This is a genomic window from Halobellus sp. H-GB7 (assembly GCF_030848585.1).
GTDB classification, from domain to species: Archaea; Halobacteriota; Halobacteria; order Halobacteriales; family Haloferacaceae; genus Haloquadratum; species Haloquadratum inordinatus.
In genome coordinates this window covers 331938-347121 of record NZ_JAVDDW010000002.1, presented here as the reverse complement: position 1 = coordinate 347121, position 15184 = coordinate 331938, and the positions used below count along the sequence as shown (strand labels likewise).

21 protein-coding genes and 4 tRNA genes are annotated in these 15184 nt (G+C 64.9%); 13 read left to right on the top strand and 12 right to left on the bottom strand.

Going from position 1 to position 15184, the window contains the following annotated elements:
• Window positions 1-59: 59 nt before the first annotated feature.
• The 6 genes from RBH22_RS06705 to RBH22_RS06680 form a co-directional block, all read right to left on the bottom strand.
• Window positions 60-464 carry a hypothetical protein gene (locus RBH22_RS06705; RefSeq protein WP_306676939.1) on the bottom strand — a complete coding sequence of 135 codons (405 nt, stop codon included), beginning with the start codon at window positions 462-464 and terminating at the stop codon, window positions 60-62.
• Window positions 465-530: 66 nt separating this feature from the next.
• A tRNA-Pro gene (locus RBH22_RS06700) sits at window positions 531-601 on the bottom strand.
• 120 nt (window positions 602-721) lie between these two features.
• Window positions 722-1606, bottom strand: coding sequence for an RNA-guided pseudouridylation complex pseudouridine synthase subunit Cbf5 (locus RBH22_RS06695; RefSeq protein WP_306676938.1), 885 nt, complete (start codon window positions 1604-1606; stop codon window positions 722-724).
• A 15-nt stretch (window positions 1607-1621) separates the two neighbouring features.
• Window positions 1622-2200: a (d)CMP kinase gene (gene cmk, locus RBH22_RS06690; RefSeq protein ID WP_256545380.1), complete on the bottom strand. Its 579-nt coding sequence runs from the start codon at window positions 2198-2200 to the stop codon at window positions 1622-1624.
• A gap of 78 nt (window positions 2201-2278) precedes the next feature.
• Entirely contained in the window at window positions 2279-3202 is a 924-nt protein-coding gene (locus RBH22_RS06685; RefSeq protein ID WP_256545379.1) for a DUF106 domain-containing protein, read from the bottom strand.
• Between the two features lie 143 nt (window positions 3203-3345).
• Entirely contained in the window at window positions 3346-3984 is a 639-nt protein-coding gene (locus tag RBH22_RS06680) for an adenylate kinase (RefSeq protein ID WP_256289627.1), read from the bottom strand.
• Window positions 3985-4122: 138 nt separating this feature from the next.
• On the opposite strand from RBH22_RS06680, the gene RBH22_RS06675 reads away from it, so the two are divergent.
• Window positions 4123-4521: a hypothetical protein gene (locus tag RBH22_RS06675; protein WP_256289626.1), complete on the top strand. Its 399-nt coding sequence runs from the start codon at window positions 4123-4125 to the stop codon at window positions 4519-4521.
• Between the two features lie 189 nt (window positions 4522-4710).
• Entirely contained in the window at window positions 4711-4932 is a 222-nt protein-coding gene (locus RBH22_RS06670; RefSeq protein ID WP_306676937.1) for a hypothetical protein, read from the top strand.
• Between the two features lie 268 nt (window positions 4933-5200).
• Here RBH22_RS06670 and RBH22_RS06665 read toward each other — a convergent pair whose 3' ends face one another.
• The 5 genes from RBH22_RS06665 to RBH22_RS06645 all read right to left on the bottom strand — a co-directional run bounded on the left by RBH22_RS06665 (window position 5201) and on the right by RBH22_RS06645 (window position 8474).
• Complete coding sequence (locus tag RBH22_RS06665; RefSeq protein WP_256289624.1) at window positions 5201-5521, bottom strand: DUF5785 family protein; 321 nt, start codon at window positions 5519-5521, stop codon at window positions 5201-5203.
• A 123-nt stretch (window positions 5522-5644) separates the two neighbouring features.
• Window positions 5645-5727 (bottom strand) — tRNA-Ser (locus RBH22_RS06660).
• Window positions 5728-5815: 88 nt separating this feature from the next.
• Window positions 5816-6583, bottom strand: coding sequence for a DUF2064 domain-containing protein (locus tag RBH22_RS06655; protein WP_306676936.1), 768 nt, complete (start codon window positions 6581-6583; stop codon window positions 5816-5818).
• 128 nt (window positions 6584-6711) lie between these two features.
• On the bottom strand, window positions 6712-7308 hold the full coding sequence (locus RBH22_RS06650; RefSeq protein ID WP_306676974.1) for a uracil-DNA glycosylase: 597 nt from the start codon (window positions 7306-7308) through the stop codon (window positions 6712-6714).
• 119 nt (window positions 7309-7427) lie between these two features.
• Window positions 7428-8474, bottom strand: coding sequence for a P-loop NTPase (locus RBH22_RS06645; protein ID WP_306676934.1), 1047 nt, complete (start codon window positions 8472-8474; stop codon window positions 7428-7430).
• 149 nt (window positions 8475-8623) lie between these two features.
• On the opposite strand from RBH22_RS06645, the gene moaA reads away from it, so the two are divergent.
• Both moaA and RBH22_RS06635 read left to right on the top strand, forming a co-directional pair.
• The gene (gene moaA, locus RBH22_RS06640) at window positions 8624-9595 is read left to right on the top strand and encodes a GTP 3',8-cyclase MoaA (protein ID WP_256545373.1); all 972 of its coding nucleotides are present in this window, start codon (window positions 8624-8626) and stop codon (window positions 9593-9595) included.
• A gap of 149 nt (window positions 9596-9744) precedes the next feature.
• The gene (locus tag RBH22_RS06635) at window positions 9745-10473 is read left to right on the top strand and encodes a type 1 glutamine amidotransferase (protein WP_306676933.1); all 729 of its coding nucleotides are present in this window, start codon (window positions 9745-9747) and stop codon (window positions 10471-10473) included.
• Window positions 10474-10634: 161 nt separating this feature from the next.
• On the opposite strand, the gene RBH22_RS06630 is transcribed toward RBH22_RS06635, so the two are convergent.
• Window positions 10635-10997: a thioredoxin family protein gene (locus tag RBH22_RS06630; protein ID WP_256545371.1), complete on the bottom strand. Its 363-nt coding sequence runs from the start codon at window positions 10995-10997 to the stop codon at window positions 10635-10637.
• Between the two features lie 365 nt (window positions 10998-11362).
• On the opposite strand from RBH22_RS06630, the gene RBH22_RS06625 reads away from it, so the two are divergent.
• The 9 genes from RBH22_RS06625 (at window position 11363) to RBH22_RS06585 (ending at window position 15179) form a co-directional block, all read left to right on the top strand.
• A tRNA-Ser gene (locus tag RBH22_RS06625) sits at window positions 11363-11447 on the top strand.
• Window positions 11448-11470: 23 nt separating this feature from the next.
• A complete protein-coding gene (locus RBH22_RS06620; protein WP_256545370.1) occupies window positions 11471-11998 on the top strand; it encodes a 30S ribosomal protein S13 in 528 nt (175 codons plus the stop codon).
• Window positions 11999-12001: 3 nt separating this feature from the next.
• Window positions 12002-12529, top strand: a complete 528-nt coding sequence (locus RBH22_RS06615) for a 30S ribosomal protein S4 (protein ID WP_306676932.1) — start codon at window positions 12002-12004, stop codon at window positions 12527-12529.
• 3 nt (window positions 12530-12532) lie between these two features.
• Window positions 12533-12928 carry a 30S ribosomal protein S11 gene (locus RBH22_RS06610; protein WP_121559362.1) on the top strand — a complete coding sequence of 132 codons (396 nt, stop codon included), beginning with the start codon at window positions 12533-12535 and terminating at the stop codon, window positions 12926-12928.
• A 10-nt stretch (window positions 12929-12938) separates the two neighbouring features.
• Complete coding sequence (locus RBH22_RS06605; protein ID WP_256545368.1) at window positions 12939-13721, top strand: DNA-directed RNA polymerase subunit D; 783 nt, start codon at window positions 12939-12941, stop codon at window positions 13719-13721.
• Between the two features lie 164 nt (window positions 13722-13885).
• Window positions 13886-13970 (top strand) — tRNA-Leu (locus tag RBH22_RS06600).
• A gap of 32 nt (window positions 13971-14002) precedes the next feature.
• Window positions 14003-14353: a 50S ribosomal protein L18e gene (locus RBH22_RS06595; RefSeq protein WP_121569325.1), complete on the top strand. Its 351-nt coding sequence runs from the start codon at window positions 14003-14005 to the stop codon at window positions 14351-14353.
• Window positions 14350-14787 carry a 50S ribosomal protein L13 gene (locus RBH22_RS06590; RefSeq protein WP_256545367.1) on the top strand — a complete coding sequence of 146 codons (438 nt, stop codon included), beginning with the start codon at window positions 14350-14352 and terminating at the stop codon, window positions 14785-14787. The genes RBH22_RS06595 and RBH22_RS06590 overlap by 4 nt, the downstream gene beginning before the upstream one ends.
• Window positions 14781-15179 carry a 30S ribosomal protein S9 gene (locus RBH22_RS06585; RefSeq protein WP_121569323.1) on the top strand — a complete coding sequence of 133 codons (399 nt, stop codon included), beginning with the start codon at window positions 14781-14783 and terminating at the stop codon, window positions 15177-15179. Before RBH22_RS06590 ends, RBH22_RS06585 begins: the two co-directional genes overlap by 7 nt.
• Window positions 15180-15184: the final 5 nt, after the last annotated feature.

Sequence of the window (15184 nt, the reverse complement as noted above, 5' to 3'; positions counted from 1 at the left end):
TACAGCTTGCGCAGTTGTGTTACAGAACAGTTTCCAGTTGATCCACTCGAAACAGAAGGTCATCGAGACACCTCCCGGCCACCGTCGGCCATCGCGTCTTCGACGTGGGCGTCGGCCGCCGCGACCTCGACGTCGTCGCGATCGAAGACCTCGATCGTGGTTCCGTCGTCAGCTTTGTCGTTGAGAACGAGTGCTTTGCGGATCGTGCAGAGATGGGCGCACGGCTCGTCGGCGTCGCGGTACTTCCGTGCCGGGCACTGCTCGCCCGTCTCACGAACCTTGCACTCGCCGCTGAGTGCGCCGTGATCGCGGTGCAGCGAGACTTCGTGAACGTCGTCGCTGTCTGGGAGTGTGACGAGCCACGTGTCCCACGAGAGCCGTTCGATCAGTGCGGCTTCAGGATCGGCGCGTTTCCAGCTGGCCGAGCCACTGTCGCGTTTTGCTGCGAAGTCGAGCGGCGTCACGCTGACGCACCCCCGAGACTAACGGCTAATTCAACTGTTACCCGAACTTCTTGGAGAAATCGGCCATGGGACCGCTGAGAGTCGAACTCAGGTCCTACCGACCCCATCGGCAGAGGATACCACTACCCCACGGTCCCAGGGTGCATTCGTTCAGAGACTGCTGTCACCGTTAAGTCCTTCGTTTCCTCGCGCCGGAAGACAGTCGCTCACACGTGACGGTCGCGCGTTATCGAAGACCCGACAGCTGCTCTGAGTGCTTAAACGAGTACCCGTTCGAGCGAGACGACCTCGCCCATATCTGCGTCGGGATCGCCGACGAGTCGTCCGAGACACACCGCTGCGTCGTCGGGGGTGAAGCACGCCACGAGCGTCCCGTCGTCGGAAGCCGCTGTGGCGTCGTCGACGTCGACGATTCCGGGGGCATAGATCGGTGCGCCCTCGGCGATCTGTTCGGCGGCCGAGAACGCGACGGTGAGTCGCGGGAGGTGCGTCAGTGCTCGTTCGGCCGGGCTGACGACGTCGCGGAGCGGTTCCTCGTCGCCCTCCTCGGCAAAGACGAGCGCGTCCGTCAGGTCGGCCGTCGAAACGAGACCTCTGTCGTCGAAGGGATCGGTTCCGGTCCGCCGGAGATGACCCATATGTGCGCCGGTCCCCGCCGCCAGCCCGAGGTCGTGACAGAGCTTTCGAATGTACGTCCCGCTCTCACAACGGATGCGGATCAGGGCTTGCCTGTCTTTCACTTCGAGCAGTTCGAGGTCGTAGATCTCCCGAGAGCGGAGGCGACGCGCGACGGCGCTCTTGCGCGGGGGCTTCTGATAGATCTCGCCCTCGAACTCCGCGAGTACGGCGTCGAGATCCGCGGGTGCCGGACCGTGGAGTTCCAAGACTGCGACGTACTCTTTGGCGCCTTCGAGAAACACCTGTGCCAGCCGCGTCGCGTCGCCGAGCAGGATGGGGAGACAGCCCGTCACCATCGGGTCGAGCGTTCCGGCGTGTGCGGCGCGGTCGACGCCCGTCAGGTCGCGGGCCCACGCGGACACCTGATGCGCCGACGGGCCGGGTGGCTTGTCGAGATTTACGACGCCAAACGACAGCAGTTCGTCGACGGAGCGTTCGTCAGGGGGTCCGCGGAGTGATGTCATTGTCGAAGGGGCGGATTAGAAGTCGTAGCTGACGCCCTCGACGGGGTACTTTCCTTCGTCTGCAGTTGGATCGTACGCCTCGACTGCCGCCGTCAGGATGTCGGGGACGTCCTCCTCGCTCCAGCGGGCCGTGTTCAGCGCGACGTCGTAGATGGAGAGATCGGAGATGTCGATGCTGTAGTACTCCCGGTACCGGAGCGCCTCGCTTTCCTCGCGTTCGCGGGTCTCTGCGAGTGCAGTCTCTGCGGACTTGTCTTCGCGTTCAGCGATCCGTGCGGCTCGGACTTCGATCGGCGCGTCGAGCCACAGCCGGAGGTCGGCGGCGTCGCCCGCGAGCCAGCCGGCGAGCCGCGATTCCAGCAGGACGTCGTCGCGTTCGAGTGCGACGGTTCGCAGCCGACGGTCGAGGTCGCGGTCGATCTGATCGTCGTCTTCGGCGAGCCGATTGAACTCCACGGCGGTCATCCCGCGCTCGGCTGCGAGTTCGCGGAAGATGTCGCCGCCGCTCACGTGCTCGAGGTCGAACGCCTCCGCGAGAGCCGTGACGGTAGTACTCTTGCCGGCCCCCGGGGGGCCAGAGACGGTCAACAACATACTCTTGCTGGGGGAAGGCGGGTAAAAGAGGTTGTCTTTACGGCCGACGCCGTGTGAGGGCAGACGTGTCGTGTCCGCTCAGGAGGTCGTCGGCGAGATGTCGATGTTCAGGCTCTTGCGGATGATCTGCGTGAAGCCCATCGAGCAGAGGAAGTACCAGACAATCCACGCCTGGATCGGACCGATCACGGATTCGGTCCACGCGACCTGTCCGCGGAGCGGGAGCACCAGCGGGTCGAGTGGAACGTGTGCGGTCGCGTTCTGGCCGACGCCGATCGCCCAGTACATCCAGAGGAACACCGGGATCGTGAGGAACATAATCCACACCATCGGCCGGAACTGCTCTTTGAACATCCCGAGCTGATCGCCCATCGCGTCCATCTGCTCTTCCTGGATCGCGTCGAGGGCGGCGTCGTCGCCGGCTTCCTTCGCTTCCTTCCGGCGTTCCTGGATGTCTTTCATCCGCTCTTGGTAGGCGGACATCTTGTCCATATCCATCAGGTTCGCCTGCAGCAGCGTCGAGTACAGCCCCGTCGCCAGCGCGAGGATCATCACGACGGCGTAGAAGGGAAGCATCTCTCCGAGCGGTCCGAGCGCGACGTCCATCGTCGTGCCGATGACGTCCCGGAGGGGCTTCCAGGAGTAGCCGACGAAGAGCCCGAGCGTGACGACGGCCGCGCCCTTGTCGTAGGTCGACCACGACGACTCGTCGTCGGAGTCCGACGTCGACGCGCTACTGGCGGACCCGCTGGTGGTCGTGCTCGAAGCGGGTTCCAGACCCTCCCGGGTAGCTTCGGCGTCGGCCAGTCGGAACCCCTCCTCGCCTTCGACGAGGATCTCTTTCTCGATGAGGCGGCCCCACTGGCCGGACGTGAGGTCGCCCTTCACGTCGAGCCACCGGACCTCGCCGTCGTCGGCCTGATCGAGGACCGTCTCGACGGCCTCGCGCATCCCGTCGTCCTTGGAGACGAGGGTGCGAACCTTCGATTCGATTCGTGGCATCTACCCGCAGATAACCCCCCATCGGTTATGAAGCTTTTACTCTCTGCGTGTCAGCACGCGTCACTCGGCAGGTCAGCCCACGCCTCGTAGATCGCCAAGAAATAACTGGAACCGTCGCGGCGGCCGCTCACTTCTGGCGGTCGTTACTCGTCGACGACGTCGACGATCGACTCGAAGACCTCGTCCGGCGTGCCCTCGCCGTCCACCTCGACGAGGACACCCTCGTCACGGTAGTGCTCGACGACGGGGGCCGTGTTCTCCTCGTAGACGCGGAGGCGCTCGCGGACCGTCTCCTCGGTGTCGTCGTCGCGCTGTTCGAGTTCGGCGCCGCACTCGTCGCAGACGCCCGATTCCTCCGGCGGTTCGAACTCGACGTGGTAGCTCGCGCCACACTCCGGGCAGACGCGGCGGCCGGTCAGCCGGTCGACCAGTTCCTCGGTATCGACCGAGAGGTAGACGACGGCGTCGAGGTCGGTCATCTCCGAGAGGACCTCGGCCTGTTCGAGGTTCCGCGGGTAGCCGTCGAGGACGTAGCCGTCGGCGCTCGTGAGCGCTTCCTCGACGATGGCGTTGACGACCTCGTCGGGGACGAGCTCGCCGGCGTCCATATACTCGCCCGGCGTGTCGTACTCCGTGTCCATATCGCTGATGTCCATCTGCTTGTTGGAACGGAGCGCGTCGCCGGTCGTCACGTGTTCGAGGTCGAACTCGGCGGCGAGACGTTTCGACTGTGTTCCCTTTCCGGCGCCCGGCGGGCCCAGAAGCAGGATGTGCTTGCCCATATCGCACCAGTCTGCGTCCGCCCGTATAACGTTGAAGAAACGCGTCTGTCGACCGTGTACAATATCGTGTCGTATGTTAGTACACATCACGTCGCTCGGTTCGAGCAATCTTTTCAGGATCGCCCGAGAGGAGTCCGTATGAGCAGATTCGACGCCGACGACCCGACGGAGCGACGCAAACTGTTCGCCGACGCCATCGCGGCCCACCGCGAGCGGGCGAGCGCCTTCCTGACCCTCGAAGCCGACCACGACGCCGACGTCGACGGGGAGGACTCCCCGGCTCCGTGGGTCCAGTTCGCCGAGAGCACGTTCAACCTCGACGTCGACGACGCGGAGTTAGAGCGGCTGAACGACTTGGTCGACGACTTCCCCGAGTTCCGAGTCGAGCAGTTGGAGTCCCCCGAGGAAGCCGAGGGAACGAATGTTCGCATCACCGCGCGCTCGGACGCCAATCGGCTGGCGGCGTTCGCCGATCAGGTGTTCGTGGACGTGTACGACCGTGCCGAGGATTACCGCGCGTGGGTGACTGCGATTTGAACAGTTGTGCGACCCGAAGTGGGAACCACTATACCCGATGGCGCCATACGAATCCCGTATGATTGCACTCCGGAACGACACCTCCTCTCGGTCGGCGACGCGTCTCGTTCAGCCATCAGTTCGCACCCCGCTGGCCGTCGACGGACGCAACGAACGCGGCGGACGACGAGCGGTCGACACACCCAGCCGATGAGTGAGGTCGATCCGCTGTTCGCCCGGCCCCTTGTCCCCGTCTCGAACGACGCCGACGCGGCGCGAACGGCCGCGGCGGTCTTTCCGTACCTCGCAGCCGTCGACGGGCGGGCTACGGTCGTCCTTGACGTCATCGAAGAGGTCGAGTGCTCGGTGCTGCTCGCCGAGCGTGCACGCGATCGGTCGCTGTGGCAGCGGCTCTTCGGCGACGGATCCTGATACTGTCGGACAGCCGTTCACGAATCATCTGGCACCCACGGGGTGCCGATACTTCCCACATATAGTAGCATTTGCAAGTCTTCACTCATCCGATCGTACGCTGTCGTGTGATCGGATGAGCAATCATAGGGGTTATCGCAAGTCCTCATAGATTTCTCGCCGGACGATACGGCGAGAATCTCCGAACAGTTACGATAATCCCTATCAGTTGCAAATGTTGCTATAGTTCTGTCCGGCAGTATGAAAAACGATCGACAGCTGTCAGCGATCAGGCTTCGTTCGAGCCGACGAACTTCTCTGCGCCCTCGTAGAACCAGTAGCCGTTCTCGCGCATCGCGCGACCGACGGCCTTGTGGAACGAGACGAAGTCGTCGAACTCCGCTTGGTCGACGTGCTCGAAGATATCAGCGACGGAGACGACGCGCTCGTAGTCGAGTCGAACGGGGTCGTCGCCGTACTCCGCGACGAACTCCTCGCGGGACAGCGGGAAGTCCTCGTCCTCGTCGACCTTTTTTGCGATCACCGCGTGGCCGTACTTGCGTCGTCCCTCAGATCCCTGCTCGCCGTCGGGGTCGTGTGGCCAGTCCATACCCGCGTGTTGGGAGGCCACGGCAAAGCCGTTACGCATCTGTCGGCGCGCGGGCGATGGCGACGAGGCCACGATAGACGCACCGCTCGCGGTGGTCGGTGGTGTCGTGTGCGGTAGAATATGCGGTGGGACTGGGATTCGAACCCAGGAGGCATAACGCCACCTGCTTTCAAGGCAGGCGCAATAGGCCGCTCTGCCATCCCACCGCAGGTGGTCGTTTCTGACGGCGCGTCTAAGAGTTGTCGGTCGCGGCCGACGGGCCGCGGAGGCGGGAGGCCGAGGCGCGGGCGCGGCCTACTCCCGCACGAGCGTCAGGTCGCCGTCTCTCGCGTCGTCCGCGACGACCGAGAGTCCCGCGTCGACGACGAACTCCGCAGTGTGCTCGGGGACGACGCGCTCGGCCTGCCAGCGTGCGCGGATCGACGAGACCAGCGTGGCGAGATCCGAGCCGGTCCGGACCGTCGGCTGCATCTGCATAAATCCGACGCCGCGGTCGGCGTCGTTCGCGCTGGCGACGAGCGTCTCCAGTTCCGGCGCGGTGAACGCGCCCTCGAAGTCGATCGGGGCTTTGAAGCCCGCGAAGTAGACGCGCCCGTCGGTCGACGGTCCGAGGACGACCTCGTTGGTGCGGAGCTTCATCGCCGCCGAATCCACCGTCGAGCGGAGTAAGAACGGCGCGTCACCGCGGACGACGGCGGCCGACTGGACGCCCTCCTCGCGGAGGAGGTGTGTGATGGTATTCCCCGCACGCGCGGAGAAATTCGAGCCGACCTGCACCTCGAAGCGCGCCTCCTCGGGGTCGTCGAGAACGTCCGTCGCGATCGCACGCAGCGCGTCCTCGGCCGACTCGTCGGGATCGACGGAGGCGTCCGGGAGGTCGTCGTCCGGACGGTAGTTCACGAGGAGTTCGCCTCCGGAGCGCTCGACAGCACGGAGCGTATCGCGGAGCATCGCCTCCGAGAGCTCTGCGGCCTCCGACTCCGAGAGTGGGCTCGTCTCTGCGAGCCTCGGTAGTGCGAGTCCCGGGCGCGGCGGATCGGCCAAGACGGCGACGACGGTCATACCTTCCTCTCGGCGGTCGGCGCTCTTCAACCCGACGTTCCCGCATCCGACTCGGCACGGCCGCTCACTCTGCGCTTGCGTCAGCGACGTAGCGTCCGCGGAAGGGGCTTATCGCCCGCCTCAGCAACTCAGCGGCCGCGACGGCCCTTCGTCTGCCGATAGTCCCGCGAGAAGACGTTGTCGAGGAGATGCTCGACGAACGCCTCGGTCTGGGCGTCGGTCTGGGCCTCGAGTGGGAGCATCGGAACGAGTTCGAAGCCGCGCCCGCGGATCGTCGTCGCGTGCGCGTCCTCGACGTCGACGTCGCCGGGACTGTTCGTCGTGTAGTCGGTCGCCAGCGCGTCGAGCGTCCGCTGGCCGATCGGGACGATGATCTCGGGGTTGATCATCCGGATTTCGGCGTTGAGGTACGGCTCACACGTCCGGACCTCCTCGTCGGTCGGCGGGCGCTCGGGGTGTCGACAGCGCGTGAGATACGTCACGAAGGCGTTCTGGAGATCCGGCTCGTCGGCGTCGGGGGCCGAGCGCGCGAAGCCCAGTTCGCCCAGAATCGACTGGAGGCGCTCGCCGGGGGCATCGCCCGTGAAGGGCACGCCGGTCCGATCGGCGCCGGCGTGCGGCCGTTCGGCGACGAAGAGGAACTCCCCGCCGACGTCGCCGTAGCCGTGCACGACGTTGGTCCGGGCGTCACAGAGGCCGGCGCAGTTCCGGCAGTCGGCGTCCATACTGAAAGGGTTCTCGAGCGAGTCCTGTTCGGCGTCCACACCGGGTGTCGGTCCCCCGCAGTCAAAAGATGTCGCATCCGGGGAGGGAAAGAGCCACGAGTGAGCGCTTCGGCGCGGGCTTACTGCCGCGTCGCGGCGTCGCGCCGGCGAACCACGCCGACCATATCCGCCACGTTCTCGGTCATCAGCCGGAAGGCGTCGGCTGTCTCCCCGTCTTCTAAGACGACCGGGTCGCCGCCATCGCCGCCGGTTCGGACCGACGGGTCCAGTGGGAGCGCACCCAGGAAGGGCAGATCGTTCTCGGCGGCGAAGGCCTCGCCGCCGCCCGCGCCGAAGATATCGTGACTCGATCCGCAGTCCGGACACCGGAACGACGACATGTTCTCGACGATCCCCAGGACGTTCGTGTCGTGTTTGCCGAACATCTCCAGTCCCTTGCGTGCGTCGTCGACCGCGACGTCTTGCGGCGTCGTGACGATCACTGCGCCCGTGAGCGGCAGCGTCTGGAGGACGGTCAGTTGCGTGTCGCCGGTGCCCGGCGGGAGGTCGAGCACCAGATAGTCGAGTTCGCCCCACTGGACGTCCTCGACGAGTTGGGTGAGAAGCTGATGCACCATCGGGCCGCGCCAGATGACGGGGTCGTCCTCGCCGACGAGGAAGGCCATCGACATCAGTTTCATCCCGTACTTCTCGGGTGGGACGATCGTCTGGTCGTCTGCGGCCTGCGGGGCCTCGTCGGCGGCGACCATCCGGGGCACGTTCGGGCCGTACACGTCGGCGTCGAACAGGCCGACGCGCGCGCCTAGTTTCGAGAGCCCGGCCGCGAGATTGACCGCGACGGTCGACTTCCCGACGCCGCCCTTCCCCGAGGCGACCGCGATCACGTTCGTCACGTCGGGGAGTACGTCCTCGTCGGGATCGACTTCCGAGGGGACGCTCGCTGTGAGGTCCACGTCGTACTCGGTGTCCGAAAGCTCGTCCCGGACGTCGTTCGCGATCTGCGTCTCGGTCGGCGAGAAGGGCGCGCCGAGCGCGAGCGAGATTCGAACGGAGTTGGCGTCGTCGTCGACGTCGACGGCGTTGACGAGACCGAGCGAGACGATGTCGTCGCCGAGATCTGGATCCGAGACCGCGCGGAGGCGTTCGCGGACGGCTTCGACGTTCATACAGCGGAGTCGGGGGGAACGGCCGATAAGGGTTTTGACCAGGGAGGTAACGGATCTGGGTAATATCGGCCCAAAATGTAAATATAAATGATTACGTAGCGGTCCAGAGCGGCGGCGAATTTATCAGCATCCCCACGAAGACACTGACGATGCTCGAAGACGACTTCGGGCGCGAGGTGTCCGGCGTTCGCGTCTCCCTGACCGACCGATGCAACTTCGATTGCGTCTACTGTCACAACGAGGGGCTCGGCGACACTCGTGGCCCAATGGACCCACAGGACGACGAGATGAGCGCCGACGACGTCGTGCGTTTTCTGGAAGTCGTCTCGGAGTTCGGCGTCCGGAAGGTAAAGTTCACCGGCGGAGAGCCGATGCTCAGAGGGGACCTCGAAGAGATCATCGAACGCACGCCCGACTCGATGGAAGTCTCGTTGACGACGAACGGAACCTTCCTCCCGGGTCGTGCCGAGGACCTCCGGGACGCCGGCCTCGAACGGGTCAACGTCTCACAGGACGCGCTCGACCCCGAGGCGTTCGCCGAGATCACGCAGTCCGGCGCGTACGAGAGAGTCATCGAAGGTGTCGAAGCCGCGCTCGAAGCCGGACTCGACCCGGTGAAACTGAATATGGTCGTCTTCGAACACACGGCCGGGTACGTCGAAGGGATGGTCGACCACGTCGCAGAGAACCCCGGACTCCAACTCCAACTCATCGAGTATATGCCGGAGTTGACCGGCCACCCCGAGTGGAACATCGACATCCAGCGCGTCCACAATTGGCTCGCAGAGACGGCCGATCGGGTCGAGACCCGCGAGATGCACAATCGCCGGCGGTACTACGTCGGGGAGGGGATGGTCGAGATCGTCGATCCCGTCGAGAACCCGAACTTCTGTGCGAACTGTCACCGCGTACGCGTCACGCACGAAGGGTATCTGAAGGGCTGTCTGAACCGCAACGACGATCTGCGCTCGATGGGCGAGATGACACGCGAGGAGATCCGCGAGACCTTCCGCGAGACCGTCGCCAACCGCGTCCCCTACTACGGCGAGTACATGATCAAAGAAGACGGCGAGTGGGTCGTCAACGACGAGTACATCGACGCGCCGGTCTCTCACTCCTGACCTGTCGGACATACCTGCAGAAGAATCGTCCCAGTAGTAGTGACTGCTCAGTGCCGACGCATACCGACCGGCCCGGCTTTCGTGGCGGTTGTGCGCGTCGGTGAACATTCTAAACAATATTAATGGGTCGCCGCCACGTATCGGGAGATATGACCACGCCCGAGATCGCCCTCTTCGACGCATCCGTGGGCGACACTGCGGCCGAGCGGAACTTCCGGCGCGCGCTCGACGCAGACGTGACGGTCTTCAAAGTGAGCGAGAGCGAGTTCCCCGAGTGGCCCGGTGCCGACGGCTCGTGGCCCTACGACGCCGTCGTCGTGTCGGGGTCGCAGACGGCCGTCTACGACCGCGAATCGTGGATGGACACCCTCGTCGAACTGGTCCGTGACCTGCACGAACTCGGCGTCCCGATGCTCGGCGTCTGTTGGGGCCACCAGTTGCTCGCCGACGCGCTCGGCGGGTGCGTCGCCGAGATGGACGAGTACGAACTCGGCTATCGCCGCATCGAGCGCTACGACGACTCGCCGCTTTTCACGGGGCTGCCCGGCGAGTTTCTCGCCTACGAGTCGCACTCCGACGAGGTGCTGCAGCTCCCCCCCGGCGCGATCGAACTCGCCGGCAACGAGCAGTCCTGTCAGGCGTTCTCGCTGGGACCGACGTTCGGCGTTCAGTTCCACCCCGAGTACGACCTCGAAACGGCGCGTGAGGTCGCAGAAAACAAGCGCGGTGACGTCTCCGACGCGACGGTCGAGGCGGTCCTCGCGGATATCACGCCCAATCGACACGCCGAGACGGAAGCCGTGACACAGCTCTTCGACAACTTCCTGGCCGTGGTCGAACGGGTGACCGGACAGCAAATCCCTGCCGTCGACGATTAGGTCGTCGACCGACTCGGGATGCCGAATTTCTCTCCGAATAGGAAGCAGCGACCGTCAGTTAGAGATACGACGGGTCAAAGAGCAGACAGCGTCAGCGACGAACGGGTCAGAGAACAGATAGCGGCAGCAATCGAGCAGCGGGTGATTCGCTCAGCGGTCGATCACACCGATTCTGGGTCTTCGAGGAACGCGTCGATAGCGTCGCCGCCCTGGAAGCCGCTGGCCAGCCTCCCGACGATTTCGCCGTCCTCGAAGAGGACGAGCGTCGGCGCGCTCTGGATCTGGAAGCGCTCGATGAGCACTGGATCGTCACGCGGGTTCACCACGCCGACGGCGAGGTCGTCGTGCGCGCGGGCGACGTTGCCGATCACGGGCTCGATGCTCGCACACAGCGCACAGCCCTCGGTGTAGAACTCGACGAGCACACGGTCGTGCTCGGCGACGAGGGCGTCGAGGTCGGCTTCGCCGTCGAGGCGTACGGGTCGTCCAGGTGTCGAATCGGCTGCGGGGGCGTCGGTGCTCACAGGTGTGAAATGGTCGTCCACGGATATATAATGCCGGCAGCCTGACCGACCCCGCGCACACCCGGTACGGAATCTCGTACCACACCGGCGTGACAGAGCGGGAGCCGCACTTGAGAACGACCTCGGCGTGTGGGTCCGTCGCCGGTGGCACCAGTCCCGACGCGCCGCTCGAAGCGGGCTGCGATCCGTGGCCGTCGGGCGGTCGCCGTCGGCCACTTTTCGACTGCGACGAGGCCGTGTGGAGCGGTCTCACTCCAGTGCCCTATCGTGATGTTTAAGTAGTGACCACGACTTGTTCCGACTGCGATACGCTGTAGGGAGGTCCGCTCCCGAGTCCGAGAGGGCGACAGTACCAGACCGAGTGTGTTGCGGTAGCCAAGCCTGGCCCAAGGCGCAGGGTTGCTAACTCTGTGGCGTAATGCCTCCGGGGTTCGAATCCCCGCCGCAACGCTCACCAGACTTTCCAAAAAGTCATGAGTGCAGAAGAACCACAGGACGACGCTCCCGAGGAGGAGGAAGACCTCCGATACTTCGTCCGGATCGGACAAACCGATCTCGACGGGACGAAGACGGTAGAGCGGAGTCTCACCGACATGAAAGGTATCGGCAAGCGCACGGCGCGCATCGTTGCCGAGGCCGCAGACGTAGACCGACACGCGACGTTCGGTCTGCTCGAGGACGACGAGATCGACGCAGTCGTCGACGCCGTCGAGAACTTCGACGAGCACATCCCCGAGTGGATGGCCAACCGCCGAAGCGACTTCTTCAGCGGGGAGACCACCCACGTCACCGGCTCGGACCTCGAAGAAAAGCGCCGCCACGACATCAACCGGATGAAGATGATCAACTCCTACAAGGGCGTCCGACACCAGCGCGGACAGAAGGTCCGCGGACAGCGGACGAAGTCCACTGGACGTACCGAGGGGACGATCGGCGTCAACGTCGAGGCGATCAAAGAGGAGGCGGCCGAGGAGGCCGCCGAAGGCGGCGAGGAAGAGTAAACGATGGCGACCGGAAACAACACCAAGCGTTACGAGACGCCGAATCACCCCTACCAGGGCGAGCGCATCGCTCAGGAGGGCGATCTTCTCGGACGCTACGGCCTGAAGAACAAAGAGGAGCTCTGGCGAGCCCAATCGGAGCTCCGTAACTACCGACGAGAGGCACGACGCCTCATCGGCGAGGCCCAGGGCGACCTGGAGGAAGCCGAGGCGGCCGGCGTGGAGTTCCTCACTCGGCTCCGCCGCTACGGTATCCTCTCGGAGGACGACGACATCAGTCGCGTCCTCGGACTCGACGTCACCGACATTCTCGAACGCCGACTCCAGACTGTCGCGTACCGCAAGGGCCTCGCGAGCACGCCCAAGCAGGCGCGTCAGTTCATCGTCCACGGCCACGTCGTCGTCGGCGACGCCCGCGTCTCCCGTCCCTCGAAGAAGGTCGAGGTCGCGGAAGAGGACGGCATCGAGTTCGACGAGACGAGTCCGCTCGCGGACGATCTACACCCCGAGCGCGCAGAGGGGCAGGAGTAATCCATGAGCGAATCCGAGACAACCCGAGACAAGTGGGGTATCGCCCACGTCCACGCGTCGTTCAACAACACGCTCATCACGGTGACGGATCTGACCGGCGCCGAGACGATCGTGAAGTCGTCCGGCGGTGCCGTGGTGAAGCAGAACCGCGACGAGGCGTCGCCGTACGCCGCGATGCAGATGGCGGAGTCCGTCGCAGAAGAGATCAAAGCAGCCGGCATCGAGGGCCTGCACGTTCGCGTCCGTGGCCCGGGCGGGAACGGCAACAAGAGCCCCGGCCCCGGCGCGCAGGCGACGATCCGCGCGCTGGCCCGTGCTGGTCTCGAAATCGGCCGCATCGAGGACGTCACACCGATCCCGCACGACGGGACTCGAGCGCCGAAAAACAGCCGTCTCTAAGGATTAACAGATGACGAACGATTTCGAGGTCGAGTTCATCGAACGCGGCGACCGGAAGGCCCGGTTCCTCGTCCGCGGCGTGTCGCCAGCCGTCGCTAACGGCATCCGCCGAGCGATGGTCGCCGACGTGCCGACGTTCAGCATCGACACCGTCCGGTTCGTCGAGAACTCGTCGGTGATGTTCGACGAGATGATCGGCCTCCGACTGGGGCTCGTGCCGCTGACGACGCCCCTCGACGACTTCGAGGAGGGTGACGTCGTCACCCTCTCGCTGGACGTTCAGGGACCGGCGACGGCGTACTCGGGCGACCTCGTGTCGGCCGACGACCTCGTGCAGCCGGCCGACCAGAACGTCCCCATCGTCGAGCTGAAAGAGGACCAACACCTCGAATTCGAGGCCGACGCGGTCCTCGACAGCGGGAAGGCGCACGCCAAACACCAAGGCGGCGTCTCCGTCGGCTACCGACACCTCCAGCGCGTGGAGGCCGTCGGCGACGCCGGCGAGTTCGAGTCGCAGGAGCCCAACATCCTGCGGGGCGTGATCGAGGAGGCGGCCGCGGAACACGCCGCAGACGAGAGCGCCGAAGACGGCGATCTCGTCGCCACCGACACGTTCGACAACGACCTCACGAACCGGTATCCGGGGAAGGAGATCGAAGTCCACGACGTGCCCGAGGCGTTCGTCTTCCACGTGGAGACGGACGGGTCGTTCACCGTCGAGGAACTGGTCCTGCGGGCCGCCGAATCGCTCGGCGACCGCGCAGCCGAACTCGAAGAGAAGGTAGCGATATAGTACGATGTCTGTCCCTTCACTCATCACCCGACGCTCGCCCGCCGCGTCGCCGAATCCGGCGACGCGTACCCTGAGCGCCGCGAACGGCGCGGTCGCACGCGGTCGCGGACGGCGTCGCCAGATCGAAAGGAGTTTGAAGGGGCATGCAGTAGAACGGAGTGCGAGCAGGGATAGCCAAGTCTGGCCAACGGCGCAGCGTTCAGGGCGCTGTCCCATAGGGGTCCGCAGGTTCAAATCCTGCTCCCTGCACTCCGTTTTCTCTCACTCTCAGGAGGTAGACAATGAGTAAGACGAATCCGAGACTCAACAGTCTCATCGCCGAGCTGAAGGCGGTCTCTCGCGAGTCCGGTGCCAATGTCTGGCAGGACGTCGCGGACCGTCTGGAGAAGCCGCGGCGCACCCACGCGGAGGTCAACCTCGGGCGTATCGAACGATACGCGCGAGAAGACGAGACCGTCGTCGTCCCCGGCAAAGTGCTGGGGAGTGGTGCGCTGCAGAAGAACGTTACAGTTGCGGCGGTCGACTTCTCGTCGTCCGCTCGAAAGAAGATCGAACAGGTCGGGGACACGGTGGCGCTCGAACGCATCATCGAAGAGAACCCCGACGGCAGCAACGTACGGGTGATTCGATGAGCCTCGCCGAATTCGACGCCGACGTCGTCGTCGACGCGCGAAACTGCATCGTCGGCCGTGTCGCCAGCGAGGTCGCTCAGAAGGCCCTCTCCGGCGAGTCGGTCGCCATCGTCAACGCCGAGGACGCCGTCATCACGGGGTCCGAGGACGACGTGATGAGCACCTACCGCAAGCGCGCCAACGTCGGTTCCGACCGCGGCCCGCACTACCCGACGCGCCCGGACGGTATGTTCAAGCGCTCGGTTCGCGGGATGCTCCCGTACAAAGAACAGCGAGGCCGAGAAGCGCTCTCGAACGTCCGCGTCTACGTGGGCAACCCGTTCGACGAGGACGGCGAGGCGCTCGACGGCACCACGCTGGATCGACTCTCGAACATCAAGTTCCTCTCGCTCGGAGAGATTTCCGAGAACCTGGGTGCGAAAGTCACATGGTAACGAATACCTCTGGCAAGAAGAAGACGGCCATCGCCCGCGCAACCGTGCGCGACGGCGAGGGTCGCGTCCGAATCGACTCCCAGCCGGTCGAGCTCGTCGAGCCGGAGATGGCCCGCCTGAAGATGCTGGAGCCGTTCCGCATCGCCGGCGAGGATCTCCGATCGCAGGTCGACATCGACGTCAGCGTCTCCGGCGGCGGCTTCGCCGGGCAGGCTGACGCCGCGCGGACGGCCATCGCCCGCGGGCTAGTGCAGCATCTCAACGACGCGGAGCTTCGCGACGCGTATATGGACTTCGACCGCTCGCTCCTCGTCAACGACGTGCGCCAGTCCGAGCCCAAGAAGTGGGGCGGACCGGGTGCACGAGCGCGCTATCAGAAGTCCTACCGCTGAGGTGA

What these genes read in the sequence shown, in the direction of transcription:
- RBH22_RS06695 (WP_306676938.1), bottom strand. Translation starts at nt 1,606, where the DNA reads ATGACATCACTCCGCGGACCCCCTGACGAACGCTCCGTCGACGAACTG.
- cmk (WP_256545380.1), bottom strand. Translation starts at nt 2,200, where the DNA reads ATGTTGTTGACCGTCTCTGGCCCCCCGGGGGCCGGCAAGAGTACTACC.
- RBH22_RS06685 (WP_256545379.1), bottom strand. Translation starts at nt 3,202, where the DNA reads ATGCCACGAATCGAATCGAAGGTTCGCACCCTCGTCTCCAAGGACGAC.
- RBH22_RS06680 (WP_256289627.1), bottom strand. Translation starts at nt 3,984, where the DNA reads ATGGGCAAGCACATCCTGCTTCTGGGCCCGCCGGGCGCCGGAAAGGGA.
- RBH22_RS06675 (WP_256289626.1), top strand. Translation starts at nt 4,123, where the DNA reads ATGAGCAGATTCGACGCCGACGACCCGACGGAGCGACGCAAACTGTTC.
- RBH22_RS06670 (WP_306676937.1), top strand. Translation starts at nt 4,711, where the DNA reads ATGAGTGAGGTCGATCCGCTGTTCGCCCGGCCCCTTGTCCCCGTCTCG.
- RBH22_RS06665 (WP_256289624.1), bottom strand. Translation starts at nt 5,521, where the DNA reads ATGGACTGGCCACACGACCCCGACGGCGAGCAGGGATCTGAGGGACGA.
- RBH22_RS06655 (WP_306676936.1), bottom strand. Translation starts at nt 6,583, where the DNA reads ATGACCGTCGTCGCCGTCTTGGCCGATCCGCCGCGCCCGGGACTCGCA.
- RBH22_RS06650 (WP_306676974.1), bottom strand. Translation starts at nt 7,308, where the DNA reads ATGGACGCCGACTGCCGGAACTGCGCCGGCCTCTGTGACGCCCGGACC.
- RBH22_RS06645 (WP_306676934.1), bottom strand. Translation starts at nt 8,474, where the DNA reads ATGAACGTCGAAGCCGTCCGCGAACGCCTCCGCGCGGTCTCGGATCCA.
- moaA (WP_256545373.1), top strand. Translation starts at nt 8,624, where the DNA reads ATGCTCGAAGACGACTTCGGGCGCGAGGTGTCCGGCGTTCGCGTCTCC.
- RBH22_RS06635 (WP_306676933.1), top strand. Translation starts at nt 9,745, where the DNA reads ATGACCACGCCCGAGATCGCCCTCTTCGACGCATCCGTGGGCGACACT.
- RBH22_RS06620 (WP_256545370.1), top strand. Translation starts at nt 11,471, where the DNA reads ATGAGTGCAGAAGAACCACAGGACGACGCTCCCGAGGAGGAGGAAGAC.
- RBH22_RS06615 (WP_306676932.1), top strand. Translation starts at nt 12,002, where the DNA reads ATGGCGACCGGAAACAACACCAAGCGTTACGAGACGCCGAATCACCCC.
- RBH22_RS06610 (WP_121559362.1), top strand. Translation starts at nt 12,533, where the DNA reads ATGAGCGAATCCGAGACAACCCGAGACAAGTGGGGTATCGCCCACGTC.
- RBH22_RS06605 (WP_256545368.1), top strand. Translation starts at nt 12,939, where the DNA reads ATGACGAACGATTTCGAGGTCGAGTTCATCGAACGCGGCGACCGGAAG.
- RBH22_RS06595 (WP_121569325.1), top strand. Translation starts at nt 14,003, where the DNA reads ATGAGTAAGACGAATCCGAGACTCAACAGTCTCATCGCCGAGCTGAAG.
- RBH22_RS06590 (WP_256545367.1), top strand. Translation starts at nt 14,350, where the DNA reads ATGAGCCTCGCCGAATTCGACGCCGACGTCGTCGTCGACGCGCGAAAC.
- RBH22_RS06585 (WP_121569323.1), top strand. Translation starts at nt 14,781, where the DNA reads ATGGTAACGAATACCTCTGGCAAGAAGAAGACGGCCATCGCCCGCGCA.